The sequence below is a fragment of the Bradyrhizobium sp. S3.7.6 genome, assembly GCF_054061875.1.
In genome coordinates, this window is the sequence record NZ_JBSSEQ010000001.1 from 2,022,783 (window position 1) to 2,038,280 (window position 15,498).

Below are 15,498 nucleotides of genomic sequence, written 5' to 3' on the forward strand. Positions count from 1 at the left end.
CTATCGCGTCGATTGCTTTGCATCGTCGTTAAGGAGGTGTTAATAAATCGTCACGCGCGCGCAAGTTGTTCAGCGGCAAATGGCCCAGGTTCGCGTGGTGTTGTTGGTGGTGGGTAAGGAGTTCGAATGCAGTCCTCAGCCAGATCTGTCATTTCGGCTGTTGGACGGGGAGCGGAGCTTCTGACCGACGTCGACTATCATCTCGCGGCGACGGACGCGGAGAAGGAGCAAATCTACAACCTCCGCTACCGCGCCTATCTGCGCGAGGGTGCCGTCAGGGAATCCGCGGAAGCCCGCGTCACCGACCGCTACGACGAGCTGCCGAACGCGTGGACCTTCGGCGTCTATCTCCGTGGCCAGCTCTGCAGCTCCGTGCGCATCAGCGTGCTGACTTCGGAATGGCGCGAGTCCACCTCGGCCGACGTCTTCCCCGACATCCTGCTGCCGCGGCTCGATCGCGGCGAGGTCATGATCGACCCGACCCGCTTTGTCGCCGATCCCGACCAGGTGAAGCGGGTTCCGGAATTGCCCTATCTGACGACCCGGCTCGCCTACATGGCGTGCGAGCACTTCAATGCCGATCTCGGCCTCGCCATCGTGCGTCCCGAGCATCAGGCCTTCTACCGGCGGGTGTTCCTGCACGAGACGATCGCCGAGCCCCGCCTGGTGCCGGGTCTCACCAAGCCCTTCGGACTGATGGCGGCGGATTTCCCGACCTTCCGGAAGAAGGTGTTCGAGCGCTATCCGATCATGCGCTCCACCGCGTTCGAGCGGCGGATGCTGTTTGGGCGCGGCGGGCAGCGCGAGATCCCGCAGCGGTCGTCACTGGTGCCGGAAGCCGCTCACGTCTGATTGCCTGCCGTCACCGCCTCGAGCCGCCGCGCGCCTTTCGGCCGGGGCTCCGTTCATCCCCATCATCGTCCGAGCCCAAAATTCCAGCAAAAGCCTGCACTTTTGCCGGTTGCTGCAGGTTGCTTCACCCTCGCGCCACATTTAGAACCCATTAACCATGACGGTTGCTTTTCGCGGTTTGGGGGCATTTGACCGGCTGAAGCAAGGTTCCATCAAGGTTGACGGAACGTTCGCTTAACCAACCCCCTGTAGACCGGACAGCAGTGGACGAACGTGAGCGTGGAGGCTCCGGAATGAAATACCCTATGCGTATCCTCCAGGGATTGAAGCTGGCTGCGGTGGTTGCGATCGCGCTGTCGATGGGCGCATGCGCGAACAAGAACGCAGCGACGGATGCGATGGCCAATGCTGCGACGCCTGGCAGCCAGCAGGATTTCGTCGTTAACGTGGGCGACCGCGTGTTCTTCGAGAGCGACCAGACCGATCTGACGCCGCAGGCGATCGTGACCCTGGAGAAGCAGGCGCAGTGGCTCCAGAACTATCGGCAGTACAGCTTCACCATCGAGGGGCATGCCGACGAGCGCGGCACCCGCGAATACAACATCGCACTCGGCGCCCGCCGCGCCCAGTCGGTGCGTTCGTTCCTCGCCTCGCGCGGCATCGATCCGAACCGCATGCGCACGATCTCCTACGGCAAGGAGCGGCCGGTCGCCGTCTGTAACGATATTTCCTGCTGGTCGCAGAACCGTCGCGCCGTCACCGTGCTGAACGCGAGCTCCTGACGATCAGTCAGGCGCCGTTCATCTTCAGGAACCGATTATGCCGGCGCCCTCTCGGGCGCCGGTTTTGTTTCAGCCATCTGTGACCGAAACCCCGTGGTGCCAGTCACATTTTTGGCGTACTGCCTTTCAATGTGTGGCGCGTCGCATGTTCCGTCGCAGATTTCGTTTTCGTCGTCAGGGCAAGATGTCATCCAGATCCAAGGTCTTTACCGGCACCGTGGCGATCGCCGCGCTGTTCTCTTTGTGCTCGCCTGCACTGGCGCAGTCGGACGATGACCCCGAGATGCGGATCGAGCGGTTGGAGAACCAGCTGCGCCAGCTCACCGGCCAGAACGAGGAGCTGCAATATCGCAACCGCCAGCTCGAAGAGCGGCTGCGGGCGCTCGAGGGCGGCGCGCAAGCCGCGCCCGGACAGGTGCCGGTCCAGCCCTCGGTCGCAGCCGTACCGCCTGCGCAGTCCGCGCCGGCCTATCGCCAGCAGCAACAGGCTCAGCCGAATTACGAGCAGCCGCAGATCGCTGCTCCCGCGCCGATCGTTCAGGAGCAGCCGGCGCCCGGTGCGCCGGGCGTGCGCCGCCGCGGTGATTCCTTCGATCCGAACCAGAACCCGAATGCGCCCGGCGCGCCGCGCGCGCTTGGTGGCGGGCAGCAGCCGATGCCGGCAGGCGCCCCTGGCGGCGCGCCCGGCGGGCGCGCTGCCGGCGAGCCGCTCGATCTCGCCAACACCAGCCCGCGCTACCAGCAAGGCGTGCCGCCGGCAGCCCAGCCCGGCTATCCGCCGGCACAATCGGGCTATCCAGCGCCATCGGGCGGCACCGGCCTGACGACCCTGCCGCCCTCGGCAACGCCGCGCGACGAGTTCGACCTCGGCATCGGCTACATGCAGCGCAAGGACTATGCGCTCGCCGAGCAGACCATGAAGAATTTCGCGCAGAAACATCCGAGCGATCCGCTGCTCGGCGACGCGCAATACTGGCTCGGCGAAAGCTATTTCCAGCGCCAGCAATATCGCGACTCCGCGGAAGCCTTCCTCGCCGTCACCACCAAATACGACAAATCCGCCAAGGCGCCGGATGCCCTGCTGCGGCTCGGCCAGTCGCTGGCCGCGCTGAAGGAGAAAGAGGCCGCCTGCGCCGCCTTCGGCGAGGTCGGCCGCAAATATCCGCGCGCCTCCGCCGGCGTCAAATCCGCCGTCGATCGCGAGCAGAAGCGGGTGAAGTGCTGACGCGTGGTGTTTGCGCCCTGACAATGCGGATGGCGCCGCGCTAAATAGTCTGGTGATTGCCTGGGCAGCGTCATGTCGGACGACGACAACTCACCGATCTCGGCGCGCGCGGCGAAGCAACTCTTCGCCGAGCTCAGAAGTGCGCCGGCGCTGGTGCTCGCGGTCTCCGGCGGACCTGACTCGGTCGCGCTGATGTGGCTCGCCGCGCGCTGGAAGCGCGGCTTGGCACGCGGTCCGCAATTGACCGTCGTCACCGTCGATCACGGCCTGCGCCCGGAGGCGGCGCGCGAGGCGCGCGAGGTCAAGCGGCTTGCGGCCGAACTCGGGCTGGCACACCGGACCCTGCGCTGGCGTGGCGCGAAGCCGAACACGGGACTGCCTGCCGCTGCACGCGAAGCCCGCTACCGCCTGCTTGCACAGGCCGCGCGAAACGCCGGCGCGAGCCATGTGCTGACCGCCCACACCCGCGACGATCAGGCCGAGACCCTGTTGATGCGCCTTGTCCGCGGCAGCGGGCTTGCCGGGCTGTCGGCAATGACGCGCCTCACGGAGCGCGACGGCGTCGTGCTGGTGCGTCCGCTGCTCGATGTCCCGAAGTCGCAGCTGATCGCGACCTTGAGGCGGGCGAAGATCGGATTTGCCGATGATCCCACCAATCGCGACACCGCCTTCACCCGGCCGCGGCTGCGCGCGCTGCTGCCGCAACTCGCGGCCGAGGGGGGCGACAGCCGGAGCCTGGCGCGGCTCGCAGGCAGGCTGGCGCGCGCCAATGCGGCGGTCGACGTGCTGGTCGATGGCGCCGAACGCTTCCTTCAGCTTCGGGCGCGCGGCGATGCGCCGCAGGCGGGCGGTCGCAGCTTCGAGGCCTCGGCATTCGCCAATCTGCCGGAGGAGGTCCGGCTGCGGCTCCTGCTGCGGGCCGTCAATGCCCTCGGTCATGAGGGGCCGGCGGAACTCGGCAAGGTCGAGACTCTCCTGGCCGCGCTCGATCAGGCCATGGCTGCAAGTTTGGCTGAAAGCCCCCGCGCAGCCGCAAATGGCCGGCCGTTCCTGAAGCAGACCCTTGCGGGAGCCTTGATCAGCCTTGCCGGGGGGCGTATCCACATCGCACCGGCGCCGGCCCGGCGGTCCAAGGGACGGACGAGGGCGGATCAGGGCGGATCATGACACCGGCCGTTTCCGCCGCGCGCCGTCAGGACACCTTAACCAGGCAGGAAAAACCCCGGGCAGATCGCCATTATTTCAGCGGGAATCGCTCTAAGATGGGATAAATAGTCCCATCTCGTTCCCTTGGCAGCGACCGGGGCGGCACCTAAATTGTATCCGTCTAACCAAGAGGATTCCTTGGGGATTTCCTCGCACTGACAAAGTAACTGCTACCGCCCAAGGATCAGGCCGCGATCCGCGCGACCATGAAGGAAGATCGATGAACGCCAATCTGCGCAATTTCGCCCTCTGGGTCATCATTGTCTTGCTGCTGTTGGCGTTGTTCACGCTCTTCCAGAATCCGGGTCAGCGCGCCTCATCGCAGGACATCGCCTTCTCCCAGCTCTTGAGCGAAGTTGACCGCGGCAATGTGCGCGATGTCGTGATCCAGGGGCCGGATATCCACGGCACCTTCACCAATGGCTCAAGCTTCCAGACCTATGCGCCGAACGATCCGACGCTGGTGAAGCGCCTCTATGACAGCAAGGTCCAGATCACCGCGAAGCCGCCCGGCGACAACGTGCCGTGGTTCGTCTCGCTGCTGGTCTCCTGGCTGCCCTTCATCGCGCTGATCGGCGTGTGGATCTTCCTGTCGCGGCAGATGCAGGGCGGCGCCGGCAAGGCGATGGGCTTCGGCAAGTCGCGCGCCAAGATGCTGACCGAGGCCCATGGCCGCGTCACCTTCGAGGACGTCGCCGGCGTCGACGAAGCCAAGCAGGACCTGCAGGAGATCGTCGAATTCCTCCGCGACCCCGGCAAATTCCAGCGCCTCGGCGGCCGTATTCCGCGCGGCGTGCTGCTGGTGGGCCCTCCCGGCACCGGTAAGACCCTGATCGCGCGTGCGGTCGCGGGCGAAGCCAACGTGCCGTTCTTCACCATCTCGGGTTCCGACTTCGTCGAAATGTTCGTCGGCGTCGGCGCCTCCCGTGTCCGCGACATGTTCGAGCAGGCCAAGAAGAACGCGCCCTGCATCATCTTCATCGACGAAATCGACGCGGTCGGCCGTCACCGTGGCGCCGGTCTCGGCGGCGGCAATGACGAGCGCGAGCAGACGCTGAACCAGTTGCTGGTCGAGATGGACGGCTTCGAGGCCAACGAGGGCGTGATCCTGATCGCGGCGACGAACCGTCCCGACGTGCTCGATCCCGCGCTGCTGCGTCCGGGCCGCTTCGACCGTCAGGTCGTGGTGCCCAATCCCGACGTCGTCGGCCGCGAGCAGATCCTCAAGGTTCACGTCCGCAAGGTGCCGCTGGCGCCGGATATCAACCTCAAGACCATCGCGCGCGGCACGCCCGGTTTTTCCGGCGCCGACCTGATGAACCTCGTCAACGAAGCCGCCCTGACCGCCGCCCGCCGCAACAAGCGGATGGTGACCCAGGCCGAGTTCGAAGAGGCCAAGGACAAGGTGATGATGGGCGCCGAGCGCAAGTCGCTCGTCATGACCGAGGAAGAGAAGCTGCTGACGGCCTATCACGAGGGCGGCCACGCCATCGTCGGCCTCAACGTCGTCGCGACCGATCCGATCCACAAGGCGACCATCATTCCGCGCGGCCGCGCGCTGGGCATGGTGATGCAGCTGCCTGAGCGCGACAAGCTGTCGATGTCGCTGGAGCAGATGACCTCGCGCCTCGCCATCATGATGGGTGGCCGCGTCGCCGAAGAGCTGATCTTCGGCCGTGAGAAGGTGACCTCGGGTGCATCCTCCGACATCGAGCAGGCGACGCGTCTGGCCCGCATGATGGTTACGCGCTGGGGCCTCTCGGAGGCGCTCGGCACCGTGTCCTATGGCGAAAACCAGGACGAGGTGTTCCTGGGCATGTCGGTCTCGCGCACCCAGAACGCATCGGAGGCGACGGTCCAGAAGATCGACACCGAGATCCGGCGTTTCGTGGAAGAGGGCTACAACGAAGCGACCCGCATTCTCACCGAGAAGCGTGCCGACCTCGAAGCTCTCGCCAAGGGCCTGCTCGAGTTCGAGACGCTCTCCGGCGACGAGATCATCGACCTGCTCAAGGGCAAGAAGCCGAACCGCGAGTCCGTGCTCGAGCCGGCTACGCCGCGCGCCTCCGCCGTGCCCCCGGCCGGCAAGTCGCGGCCGCGGCCCGATCCGGATCCCGGCCTGGAGCCTCAGCCGCAGGCGTAATCGAGAGGCGCAGATCGAATTGAAAAACGCGGCGGAAACGCCGCGTTTTTTGTTGGCCGATGTTGATGCAGTTGCGCTTCAGACTGCGGTCTCGTGCCCCGGACGCAGCGCACCGCCCCTTCGGCGGTGCGCTGCGGAGCCGGGGCCCATGTCTCCGCATCTTGCCGTGTGGCCTTCTGGATCCCGGCTCAGCGCAGCAGCGTTGCACGCAGCAGCGCGTCCGGGACACGAGAGAGGTGCGTGTCGTCGGCCCGCAAACTCCGTCATTGCGAGCGTAGCGAAGCAATCCAGAATGTTTCCATGGCAGCAGTCTGGATTGCTTCGTCGCTTCGCTCCTCGCAATGACGGCGTGGATGCAGTTGGGCTCGTAATGGCTCTGCACCGGTCGCGTAGGGTGGGCAAAGGCGCGTAGCGCCGTGCCCACCATCTCTCGGCAATTGCGATAGACGCGGTGGGCACGCTTCGCTTTGCCCACCCTACGATATCTCACTTCGCTGCCGCTCCGGGCCACTCACCGCCACGTTCCAGAAAATGCAGCACGTCGTCGCTGAACTGCTCGGGATCCTGCAGGAACGAGAAGTGACTGACCTCCGGCTGGATCAGCAGTCCGGCGCCCGGAATGTTCGCCGCCATGAATTCGGTGTTCTCGCGCTTGATCGCCTCGTCGTGGTCGCCGTCCACGATCCAGGTCGGGACCTTGATCGTCGCGAGATCCGACGCCGTCCATTTCGGCTGGCTCTCCCACATTTTGGTAATCTCCGCGACGAAGCCCTTGTACTCGGTCGGGGTCGGCGACAGGCGCTTGTACTCCTCGCCAGCTCTCGCGATGTAGGCGTTGAAGACGTCGCTCGACGCAATGTCCGCAACGCCTGACGGATCCGAATTCGCCGCGAAGGCGAACAGCTTGCTCACCCGTTCCGGGTGCTTCATCGCGATGTCGAGGCCGATGATCGCGCCGTCGCTCCAGCCGACGATCGCAGCTTTCCTGATCTTCAGGTGATCGAGCAGGGCGACCACGTCCGAGGCCATCAGATCGTAGCCATAGGGCTCCTGATTGCGGCTGCTGCGCCCATGCCCGCGGCTGTCCATGACGATGACCTGATAGTGCCGTTGCAGCGCGCGGACCTGGCGGCCCCAATAGTTGGCGTTGGCGAGGCCGCCATGCAGCAGGATGACAGGCTCGCCGCGGCCGAAAATTGCGTACCAGACCTTGATGCCGTTGACGGGCGCGAAGCCGCTCTGCGTCGCCCTGGGCAGTGTCGGCGTCGGCGGCAGGTTCAGCCATTGCGGTGCCGCATGTGCCGCGCTGATCGCGATCGTGACGAGAAGCGCGGCGAGAAGATTGCGAAACATCATGATACGCCCTCCTGTTCGATCGGATATTTGCGCACGACAAGTTGGGCGCGTCACGTCGCAACACGGTCCACCACCGAGACGTGAAGCCTCGTGATCTCCATTGCCGGGCAGACGACATCGATCCCACAACGCAACATCCGGGCTCAACTGGGTCGCGCGCTCGGTCTGACCTGTGTCATCGCCACGCCTGCGATCGCGAGCAGCCCGCCGGCGATCAACTTCGGGGTCATGCGCTCGCCAAGGAACAGCACGCTCGACGTCAAGGCGAACACCGGAAGCAGCAGGCCGAAGGGCGCGACGCGGCCCATGGAGCAGCGGGCGATCAGCCAGAACCAGAGGCCGAACCCGACAATTCCGCCGATGAAAATCGTGTAGGCGAGCGCCAGCCAGCCGCGTCCATCCGCCGTGACGAGGCTCGCCAGTTGTCCGTATTCGAGCAGCAGCGACATCAACATGACCTGCGGCACTGTGAACAGCGACGACCACCCCATCAACATCAGGGGATCGAAAGGGCCGTAGCGTTTCGTCAGGACGTTGGACACCGCGAATGCGAAGGCCGCCCCGACCACTAGCAGCAGCGGAAGCCCGTTGGCCGACAGGCCAGGCTCCGCTGCCAGCACGACAACGCCGGCGAATGCGAGCAGCACTCCGGCGGTCGTGGAGAGAGACGGCCGCTCGGCGAGCAACGGCCAGGCCAGCAGGACGGTGAAGGGCGTGGCGAGTTGATACGCGACGGCCGACATGCTTCCCGAGCCGAGCCCGAGGCCGACATAGAACAGCCCGAAGTTCAGACCGCCCAGGAAGATCGAAATGGCTGCGACAGGGCCGAGCTGCGCGCGCGTGGGCCTCTTCACGAACGGAACGAGCAGCAGCGCGATGGCCAGGAAGCGCAGCGCGAGGAAGAACAGCGGCGGAAACTCCGCGACGCCCACCTTGATGGCCACGAACTGATAACCCCAGAGCAGGGGAACGGCTACCGCGCAGACGATCTGGATGGCAGACATGGCATCCTTCCTTTCACGACCGATCGGTCCATATATTGACGCGCCAGGTGCGGAGGCGTCCGGGGGTAGTTGACCTGATTGGGTTGCTACCTGACGAACCGGTCGAGCAAAGCGTCAGCGGTGGCTTGCGATGTGGCCCGCGCCGGCGCCGTCTTGCCGACCACGCGCAGGCCCTCGACGAAACAGACCAGAATTTTGGCGGCACTCGCGGGATCGACACCGTCGGCCAGCTTGCCCGCCACCTTCGCGCGGGACAGGGCATCGGCCAGGCGGGCCTCCATGGCCCTGAAGAAGCCCGCTACGCGACGACCAATCGCGGCATCCTGGCCGGCCAGCTCCATGGCCGTGGCCACCAGCAGGCAGCCGCGCCGGCCGTTGGCACCGCTGGTGCGATCGACATAGCCGGCAAGATAGGCCCGCAGGGCGTCGACCGGCTCCCTGCGGGGGGCGAGTTCGACATCCATCCGCGTCACGGCATCGGCAATGTAGCGATCGAGTGCGCGCAGGAAGAGCGAGTGCTTGTCGCCGAACGCGGCGTAAAGGCTGCCACGCGAGAGTTTCGTGGCCCGAAGCAGGTCCGGCAGCGCCGTGGCGTGATAGCCGCGCGACCAGAACACCCCCATCGCGCGTTCGACCGCGGCATCCACGTCGAAGCTTCGGGGGCGGCCACGGGGCGACTGCACTGGGGTTGGGCGGCTCATCATCGACATATAGACCGATTGGTCTTTAAATCGCAAGTGCCCGTTTCGGGGCGAAAGCCGATGTCAGCTTTGAACGCGGAAATGGCTGCTATGGGCCAGTTGCAGACATCCGACAGCCGTGTGACCATGGCGGCCGTTGTTGCAGCCTACGATCGAGAAATTCCAAAAAGAGTTGGTTGGCTGAGACAAAGGCTCCGCGAGATCGACGAGTCATCGAGGCCCGACGGAGGGCATGCATTTGAGAAATTCAAGCAACGCTGCGTGTCCTAGCGAAGGTGCAGTCCAGATCGGCGGTCGATCACTGGCTTACCTTCAGGTCGGCGATCCGAACGGTCCGCTCGTACTTCACAATCATGGCGGACCATCGAGCCGGCTCGAAGCCAAGGTTTTTGCGTCTCACGCGCTCAAAGTTGGTTTGAGATTTGTGTGCGTGGACCGTCCAGGCCAAGGCAAATCAGATCCTCAACACGGTCGCACCTTCGCAGGCTGGGCCGCAGACCTGGAAGCGATTGCCAACGCTTTTGAGACCGATCGCTTTGCGGTCACAGGCTGGTCTGAGGGTGGTCCTTGGGCGCTCGCGGCAGCGGCGTACCTTGATCCCGCGAAGCTGGTACACGTGACCAGCATCGCTCCCGGATCCTACGGCGCATTCGGTACGAATTGGGCAGCGAAGGATCTGTCCTCGACCGACGCCATAGGCGGGTTCCTTGCACTGCATTTCCGGCCGGGTTTCCAGCTGATGTATGACCTGATCGATCTCGCTGCGACGCGGTTTCCGGAGCAGTACAAGAAGGCATTGCTGAAGGCGAGCTGCCCCGCTGACCTCGCGGCGCTTGCTGATGACGATGTGCTGAGTGCCATCGTGGAGTCTGGACGCGAGTGTTTCCGGCAAGGCGTTGACGGTCTCGTGGCCGATGCGCAGATGCTCTATCAACAGTGGCCATTCGACGTCACGGCGATCCATAGGCCGGTTCATCTGTGGCAAGGCAGCGCCGATACGTTTGTGCCTTACGCAGTAAACAAACCGCTGGGTGAGCGGATGCCTGGAGCGGTATGGCACGAAGTCGCTGATGGCGGGCACTTTATCGCGAGTTCACACGCCGCCGAAATATTGGCAGTCGTTGCCAACGATCTGGCAGCAACGGCGTGATTTCGGTCTCCCATCGTCCCGATGGGAATGTCCGCTACGGGCCAAAATGCGAAGAACGCAGAGCGGGCAAAGTCAGTCCGCTCTACTCCACCAAGCGGACCTCAATGAAAGGTGTCGCCATTTCGCTGATGGGCCGAGAGCGGAAGTTGCGGCTCTCACTCTCTTGCCGCACCGTGGCCGTAGAGGTCATTCGGGCAGCCCGGCTCGCCGCAACCCTTCTTCGTATCGAGCGAGATCTTCGGCACGCCGATAGGGGCCGAGCACGCTTTTGAGATTGGAGACACGCACCGAAGGATTCAATTGCCGCAGCCGAGCCACCGCCTTTTGTGCCTGCTCCAGTCGTCCGGCCATTGCCTTGCTTGCGGCGTCCATACGTAACGCAGGTTGAAAGTCCGGATTGTCCTGCAACGCCATTGCAGCCCACGATGCCGCGTCGCCATAGTGGCCCAGGAAGAAATGGGCATGCGAGGTCCCAGTTCGTACCCCGCTCATAAACGGATCAAGCGGGTTGAGGCGGATGGCACGGGCGAAGCGCTCGATTGCCGTTTCCGGCTCGCCTAGCCAGTTCTTCACCCAGCCACTCCAAAACCATGCCTCGGCCCAATTGGAATTGAACACGAGCGCGCGATCGATCAAGGCGGCGCCTCCCCCGAGATCGAGTAAAACAAACGCTGATACATATCCGCTCGCCGCGAGGGCGATCACGTCGTCTTTTCCTAGCTCAACCGCTCTCTGAACGAGCTTTTCTACTTTGGCAGTCTCGCTCGGTGTGACTGAAATCCAGCCATTGGTCTTGGCAAAGGTGTAGCAAAGGGCGGCACGACCGTAAGCTGACGCAAAACCTGGGTCGAGCTTGATCGCCCTGTTGAATAGGCGTAACGCCTCTTCGTTCGCTTGCCGGTTAGCAAACTGATAAGAGCTGGCCAAACCGCGTAAGTAGTGATCATAGGCATCAAGACTCTCGGTAGGCTTGCGTTTGGCGCGCTCGATCTCGGCTTTTTCAACCGCCGGCGCGATCGCTCCGACTATGCTCTCGGTGACCTGGTCCTGCAGGTCGAAGATGTCGGTGAGTCCACCGTCAAACCGGTCTGCCCAGAGATGTCCTCCCGTAGGGGTATCGACGAGCTGTCCCGTGATGCGCACCCGGTTTGCCGCCTTGCGAACGCTTCCTTCCAGCACATAGCGCACGCCAAGCTCGCGCCCCACTTGCTTGATGTCGACAGCGCGTCCCTTGTATGTGAAGCTCGAATTGCGGGCGATGACGAACAGCGCCTTGAAACGGGACAGCGCGGTGATGATGTCCTCCGCTATTCCGTCCGCGAAGTATTCCTGTTCGGGATCGCCTGACATGTTCTGGAACGGCAGCACGGCGATGGACGGCTTGTCGGGCAGCGCCAGAGCCTGGGTGGTCTCGACCGGCGACCTTTTCGAGATTGCCGCAGAACCGTCCGCGTTTATCCTCAATCGCCACGCGCGCATCGGCTCAACAATGTTCTTCAGATTCTGCGGACCCATGTCCTCGAAGGCGATATCGACCTTGCCGCGGATTTGACGTTGCGTGTCCTCGGAGATGCAGATGCCGCCGGGTTCCGCGATGCCTTCAAGGCGGGCGGCGATATTGACGCCGTCCCCGAAGATATCATTTTCGTCGATTATGATGTCGCCGACGTGGATGCCGACGCGAAATTCGATCCGCTTGGCCTGCGGCACCGCGGCATTTCGCTCAACCATGCCGCGCTGCACCTCGATGGCGCATCGCGCTGCATCGACGGCGCTGGCGAACTCGACCAGCATGCCGTCGCCGGTCGTCTTGACGATCCGTCCGCGATGCGCGGCGATGGAGGGATCGAAAAGAGACTTTCTGGCGGCCTTGAGGCGAGCCAGCACGTCTTCTTCGTCCATACCCATCATGCGGCTGTATCCGGCAACATCCGCCGCCAGAATCGCCGCAAGCCTCCGTTCCACGCAATTGTTGGCCAAAACGGCCCCCGCGAGATCGGTAGATTCCGTCCCACGTATCAAAGCACAGGGTGTTCCTTTTGGGCTAGGGTCAATGTCAGGTCAGGGTCAAAATGCGAAGAACGCAGAGCGGGCAAAGTCAGTTCGCTCCACCCCACCAAGCGGACCTCAATGAAAGGTGTCGCCACTTTGCTGATGGGCCAGGAGCGGACTGGTGTTGGCGCGGGACACAAAGAGAGCCCTCCTCGCGTAACGGGGAAGGGCCAAGTCTTGCGCTCAAGCCTTGTGTTTGATCTTCACGGTGTTGATGGTGCCGGTGAAGGCGTTTTCCCAAGGATCGTAGTCATCGCACACTGGGGAGTAGGCATCCACGCCGATGTCGGCGGTCTCACCGGCCAGCGACCACACCGCGCCCTGCGTCTTATTGATGCGGCCTTCGCCGACTTTCCTGCCGTTGATCGACAGCACGCCGGTGCCGCCCTTGTGCAGGCCGCCGCCGTCATAGGTGAAATCATAGACCAGCGTGACCTTGCCTTCCGGTAGAGCCTCCTTGCCTTCGATGAAGTATTTCTCCCGCGCCAGCCAGTTGTAGGCGAGCTTGGGTCTTCCGTCCTTGACGTAAAGACTCCAGCCGCCGAACAGGCCACCCTGCGAGACCACGACGCCGTTGGCGCCGCCTTTGGGAATGACCAGGTCGGCGGTGACAACATAGGAACGGCTGAGCGTGTCGATGAAGACATTTTCAGCCATGCCGGTCATCCCGGCGTAGTAGGTCACCTCGGTACGGCCGGCCATAATGTCGGGCCGTCCGGCATTGGTCGCATTCAGCCGTGCGAAGGAGCGGTCATCCATCGGATAAACGCCGAACTTGATCGCCTCCTGATGGAATAGGTCCTGCAGTTCTTTCAGCTTCGCGGGATTTTGCGCGGCGAGGTCGGTAGCCTGTCCGAAGTCCACGGCCACATTGTAAAGCTCCCATTTGTCCTTGGCGTAGTCATCGACGCGGGGGCTGCTCTCCCATGGCGCGCGGTGCATCACGCAGGCCATCCAGCCGTCCTTGTAGATGCTGCGATTGCCGCTGCACTCGTTGTACTGGACGGTGTGGCGATCCTTTGCCGCCGCATCGTCGAACGAGTAGATCATGCTGGTGCCGGCCATCGGAATCTGCTCGACGCCGTTGACTATCTTTGGCTCGGGGATGCCGACGGCTTCAAGGATGGTGGGGCCGACGTCGATCAGGTGGGTATACTGCCTGCGGATTTCCCCTTTCGATTTGATGCCGCCGGGCCAGCGAATGACCATGCCCTGATTCTGGCCGCCGCCCTGACAGGCATTGATGCACCAGGTTGCCGGCGTGGAGCCGGCCATTGCCCAAGCCACCGAATAGTTAGGGTAGGAGTTCGGTCCGCCATACTCGTCCATTCGGGTCTTGAGATACGGGATGTCTTCGGGTGCGTCGTTGAGGTTGGACCATTCGTTGAAGGTTCCGTTTAGACCACCGATCGCGGTGCCGCCATTGTCGCCGGCGATATAGATCACGATGGTGTTGTCGAGTTCGCCGAGATCCCCGATGGCGTCGATCAAACGCCCGATCTCGCGGTCGGTATGCTCGGCATAGCCTGCATAGACTTCCATTTGCCGCGACAGCACCTTCTTCGCGTCGTCCGAAAGGGCGTCCCATTTTGGAATTTCAGGAGGGTTTTCAGCAATCTTGGTGCCCGGAGGCATCAGGCCCATCTTTATCTGACGCGCAAGAATTTCCCCGCGTAGCTTGTCCCACCCCTGATCAAATTTCCCCTTGTAGACATCGAGCCATTCTTTCGGCGGCGTGTGAGGCGGATGCGCGCCGCCCGTGGCGTAATACATAAAGAACGGACGATCCGGGGTCAGCGAGCGCGTACCACGTATCCAGCCTATCGCCTTGTCCGTGATATCGACGTTGAAATGATAGTTTGGGTCGCGCGGCACGCCGAGTTCGGTAGTGCCATCCACGAGGTAGGGCCGGAACAAGTTCTTCTCGCCGCCGATGAAGCCATAGAATTTTTCAAAGCCCTGTCGCGCTGGCCAGCGGTCGAACGGGCCGCTCATGCTGGTTTCCCACGGCGGCGTCTCGTGGCTTTTGCCGAACATCGACGTGCAATAGCCCCACTGTCGAAGAATTTCAGCGATAGGCGCAACGCTCTTTGGCCGCATGCCGGTGTCGCCGGGATATGAGGTCGCACCGTCAACTACAGCGGCTTGGCTATTTTGATGTTGATTGCGTCCGGTCAATAGCGCGGTGCGGCTCGGCGAACACAGACTGTTGACGTGAAAGTTCGTGTAGGTCAGCCCCTCTTTGGCGAGACGATCCATGGTCGGGAAGTTGATCGGTCCGCCGAAGGTCGATGGGTCCGCATAGGAAGTCTGGTCTTGAAGAATGACCAGGATGTTGGGGGCGCCCTTCGGCGGCCGGATCGAGACTGGCTTCGGCTGCGGCACCTTGCGCCAATCCGGCTCGGTGATGACAGGACGCGGCGGCTGCGGAAACGGCAGGATCTCGCCAAGCTTCGGCCCCGTCGATGTGGGTGCTGCTGCGGGTGCCGGTGCAGCCTGTTGCACTTGAGCGGTCGCTGGCGCCGTCGCCGCCAAAGCCGTCATCGCAGCGAGCGACGAACCACCCAACAAAAGGTCGCGTCGTTGCATGCCGTCATTGCCGCGCCTATTTTTTTCGAATGCGTTTGAGGAGGATTCGTTCGGGGGACCGTCTTCTGGATGATCGCTCATAAGCGTCCTCTCTTGTTCGACGATTGAACCAAACTTCCCGGATGTACCTCGCGTTGATCTAGATCAATGGAAGACCGCTATGGGTCAAAATGCGAAGAACGCAGAGTGAGCAAAGTCAGTCCGCTCTACTCCACCAAGCGGACCTCAATGAAAGGTGTCGCCATTTCGCTGATGGGCCATAAGCTGATTTTCGGATGATGACCTTTGGTGTTTGCTCATCCGGGAAAGGCTGCCTTGGAAATTGGTGCGACTGGCCTGAACGACGTGTGGGTTAGCCGGACAAGAACAGAAATTGATGCTTGAAAAGGGTTATAATCCCGCCGCGTTGAGCCGTGCCTGATTTACTTCATCCGCAGA

General features: G+C 63.0%; 11 protein-coding genes. 6 read left to right on the plus strand and 5 right to left on the minus strand.

Annotated features, from left to right (window positions below; all coding sequences use genetic code 11):
• Positions 1 to 126: 126 nt before the first annotated feature.
• The 5 genes from ACVJ5M_RS09585 (at position 127) to ftsH (ending at position 6,208) form a co-directional block, all read left to right on the plus strand.
• The gene (locus tag ACVJ5M_RS09585; protein ID WP_063981096.1) at positions 127 to 852 is read left to right on the plus strand and encodes an N-acyl amino acid synthase FeeM domain-containing protein; all 726 of its coding nucleotides are present in this window, start codon (positions 127 to 129) and stop codon (positions 850 to 852) included.
• Between the two features lie 293 nt (positions 853 to 1,145).
• The gene (gene pal, locus ACVJ5M_RS09590) at positions 1,146 to 1,634 is read left to right on the plus strand and encodes a peptidoglycan-associated lipoprotein Pal (RefSeq protein WP_028152222.1); all 489 of its coding nucleotides are present in this window, start codon (positions 1,146 to 1,148) and stop codon (positions 1,632 to 1,634) included.
• A gap of 184 nt (positions 1,635 to 1,818) precedes the next feature.
• Complete coding sequence (ybgF, locus tag ACVJ5M_RS09595; protein WP_166344448.1) at positions 1,819 to 2,859, plus strand: tol-pal system protein YbgF; 1,041 nt, start codon at positions 1,819 to 1,821, stop codon at positions 2,857 to 2,859.
• A 72-nt stretch (positions 2,860 to 2,931) separates the two neighbouring features.
• The gene (gene tilS, locus ACVJ5M_RS09600) at positions 2,932 to 4,026 is read left to right on the plus strand and encodes a tRNA lysidine(34) synthetase TilS (RefSeq protein ID WP_063981097.1); all 1,095 of its coding nucleotides are present in this window, start codon (positions 2,932 to 2,934) and stop codon (positions 4,024 to 4,026) included.
• Between the two features lie 259 nt (positions 4,027 to 4,285).
• Positions 4,286 to 6,208 carry an ATP-dependent zinc metalloprotease FtsH gene (gene ftsH, locus ACVJ5M_RS09605; RefSeq protein WP_063981098.1) on the plus strand — a complete coding sequence of 641 codons (1,923 nt, stop codon included), beginning with the start codon at positions 4,286 to 4,288 and terminating at the stop codon, positions 6,206 to 6,208.
• A gap of 486 nt (positions 6,209 to 6,694) precedes the next feature.
• Here ftsH and ACVJ5M_RS09610 read toward each other — a convergent pair whose 3' ends face one another.
• The 3 genes from ACVJ5M_RS09610 to ACVJ5M_RS09620 form a co-directional block, all read right to left on the minus strand.
• Positions 6,695 to 7,564, minus strand: a complete 870-nt coding sequence (locus tag ACVJ5M_RS09610; protein WP_199877122.1) for an alpha/beta fold hydrolase — start codon at positions 7,562 to 7,564, stop codon at positions 6,695 to 6,697.
• A gap of 143 nt (positions 7,565 to 7,707) precedes the next feature.
• The gene (locus ACVJ5M_RS09615; protein WP_063981099.1) at positions 7,708 to 8,568 is read right to left on the minus strand and encodes a DMT family transporter; all 861 of its coding nucleotides are present in this window, start codon (positions 8,566 to 8,568) and stop codon (positions 7,708 to 7,710) included.
• Between the two features lie 86 nt (positions 8,569 to 8,654).
• Complete coding sequence (locus tag ACVJ5M_RS09620; protein WP_187388042.1) at positions 8,655 to 9,269, minus strand: TetR/AcrR family transcriptional regulator; 615 nt, start codon at positions 9,267 to 9,269, stop codon at positions 8,655 to 8,657.
• A 232-nt stretch (positions 9,270 to 9,501) separates the two neighbouring features.
• On the opposite strand from ACVJ5M_RS09620, the gene ACVJ5M_RS09625 reads away from it, so the two are divergent.
• Positions 9,502 to 10,419 carry an alpha/beta fold hydrolase gene (locus tag ACVJ5M_RS09625; protein ID WP_354099854.1) on the plus strand — a complete coding sequence of 306 codons (918 nt, stop codon included), beginning with the start codon at positions 9,502 to 9,504 and terminating at the stop codon, positions 10,417 to 10,419.
• A gap of 186 nt (positions 10,420 to 10,605) precedes the next feature.
• On the opposite strand, the gene ACVJ5M_RS09630 is transcribed toward ACVJ5M_RS09625, so the two are convergent.
• Complete coding sequence (locus ACVJ5M_RS09630) at positions 10,606 to 12,399, minus strand: adenylate/guanylate cyclase domain-containing protein (RefSeq protein WP_346283384.1); 1,794 nt, start codon at positions 12,397 to 12,399, stop codon at positions 10,606 to 10,608.
• 255 nt (positions 12,400 to 12,654) lie between these two features.
• Complete coding sequence (locus ACVJ5M_RS09635; RefSeq protein ID WP_354099855.1) at positions 12,655 to 15,141, minus strand: arylsulfatase; 2,487 nt, start codon at positions 15,139 to 15,141, stop codon at positions 12,655 to 12,657.
• Between the last annotated feature and the right edge of the window lie 357 nt (positions 15,142 to 15,498).

Coding starts and splice junctions, on each gene's coding strand:
- ACVJ5M_RS09585 (WP_063981096.1), top strand. CDS start 127: ATGCAGTCCTCAGCCAGATCTGTCATTTCGGCTGTTGGACGGGGAGCG.
- pal (WP_028152222.1), top strand. CDS start 1,146: ATGAAATACCCTATGCGTATCCTCCAGGGATTGAAGCTGGCTGCGGTG.
- ybgF (WP_166344448.1), top strand. CDS start 1,819: ATGTCATCCAGATCCAAGGTCTTTACCGGCACCGTGGCGATCGCCGCG.
- tilS (WP_063981097.1), top strand. CDS start 2,932: ATGTCGGACGACGACAACTCACCGATCTCGGCGCGCGCGGCGAAGCAA.
- ftsH (WP_063981098.1), top strand. CDS start 4,286: ATGAACGCCAATCTGCGCAATTTCGCCCTCTGGGTCATCATTGTCTTG.
- ACVJ5M_RS09610 (WP_199877122.1), bottom strand. CDS start 7,564: ATGATGTTTCGCAATCTTCTCGCCGCGCTTCTCGTCACGATCGCGATC.
- ACVJ5M_RS09615 (WP_063981099.1), bottom strand. CDS start 8,568: ATGTCTGCCATCCAGATCGTCTGCGCGGTAGCCGTTCCCCTGCTCTGG.
- ACVJ5M_RS09620 (WP_187388042.1), bottom strand. CDS start 9,269: ATGAGCCGCCCAACCCCAGTGCAGTCGCCCCGTGGCCGCCCCCGAAGC.
- ACVJ5M_RS09625 (WP_354099854.1), top strand. CDS start 9,502: ATGCATTTGAGAAATTCAAGCAACGCTGCGTGTCCTAGCGAAGGTGCA.
- ACVJ5M_RS09635 (WP_354099855.1), bottom strand. CDS start 15,141: ATGAGCGATCATCCAGAAGACGGTCCCCCGAACGAATCCTCCTCAAAC.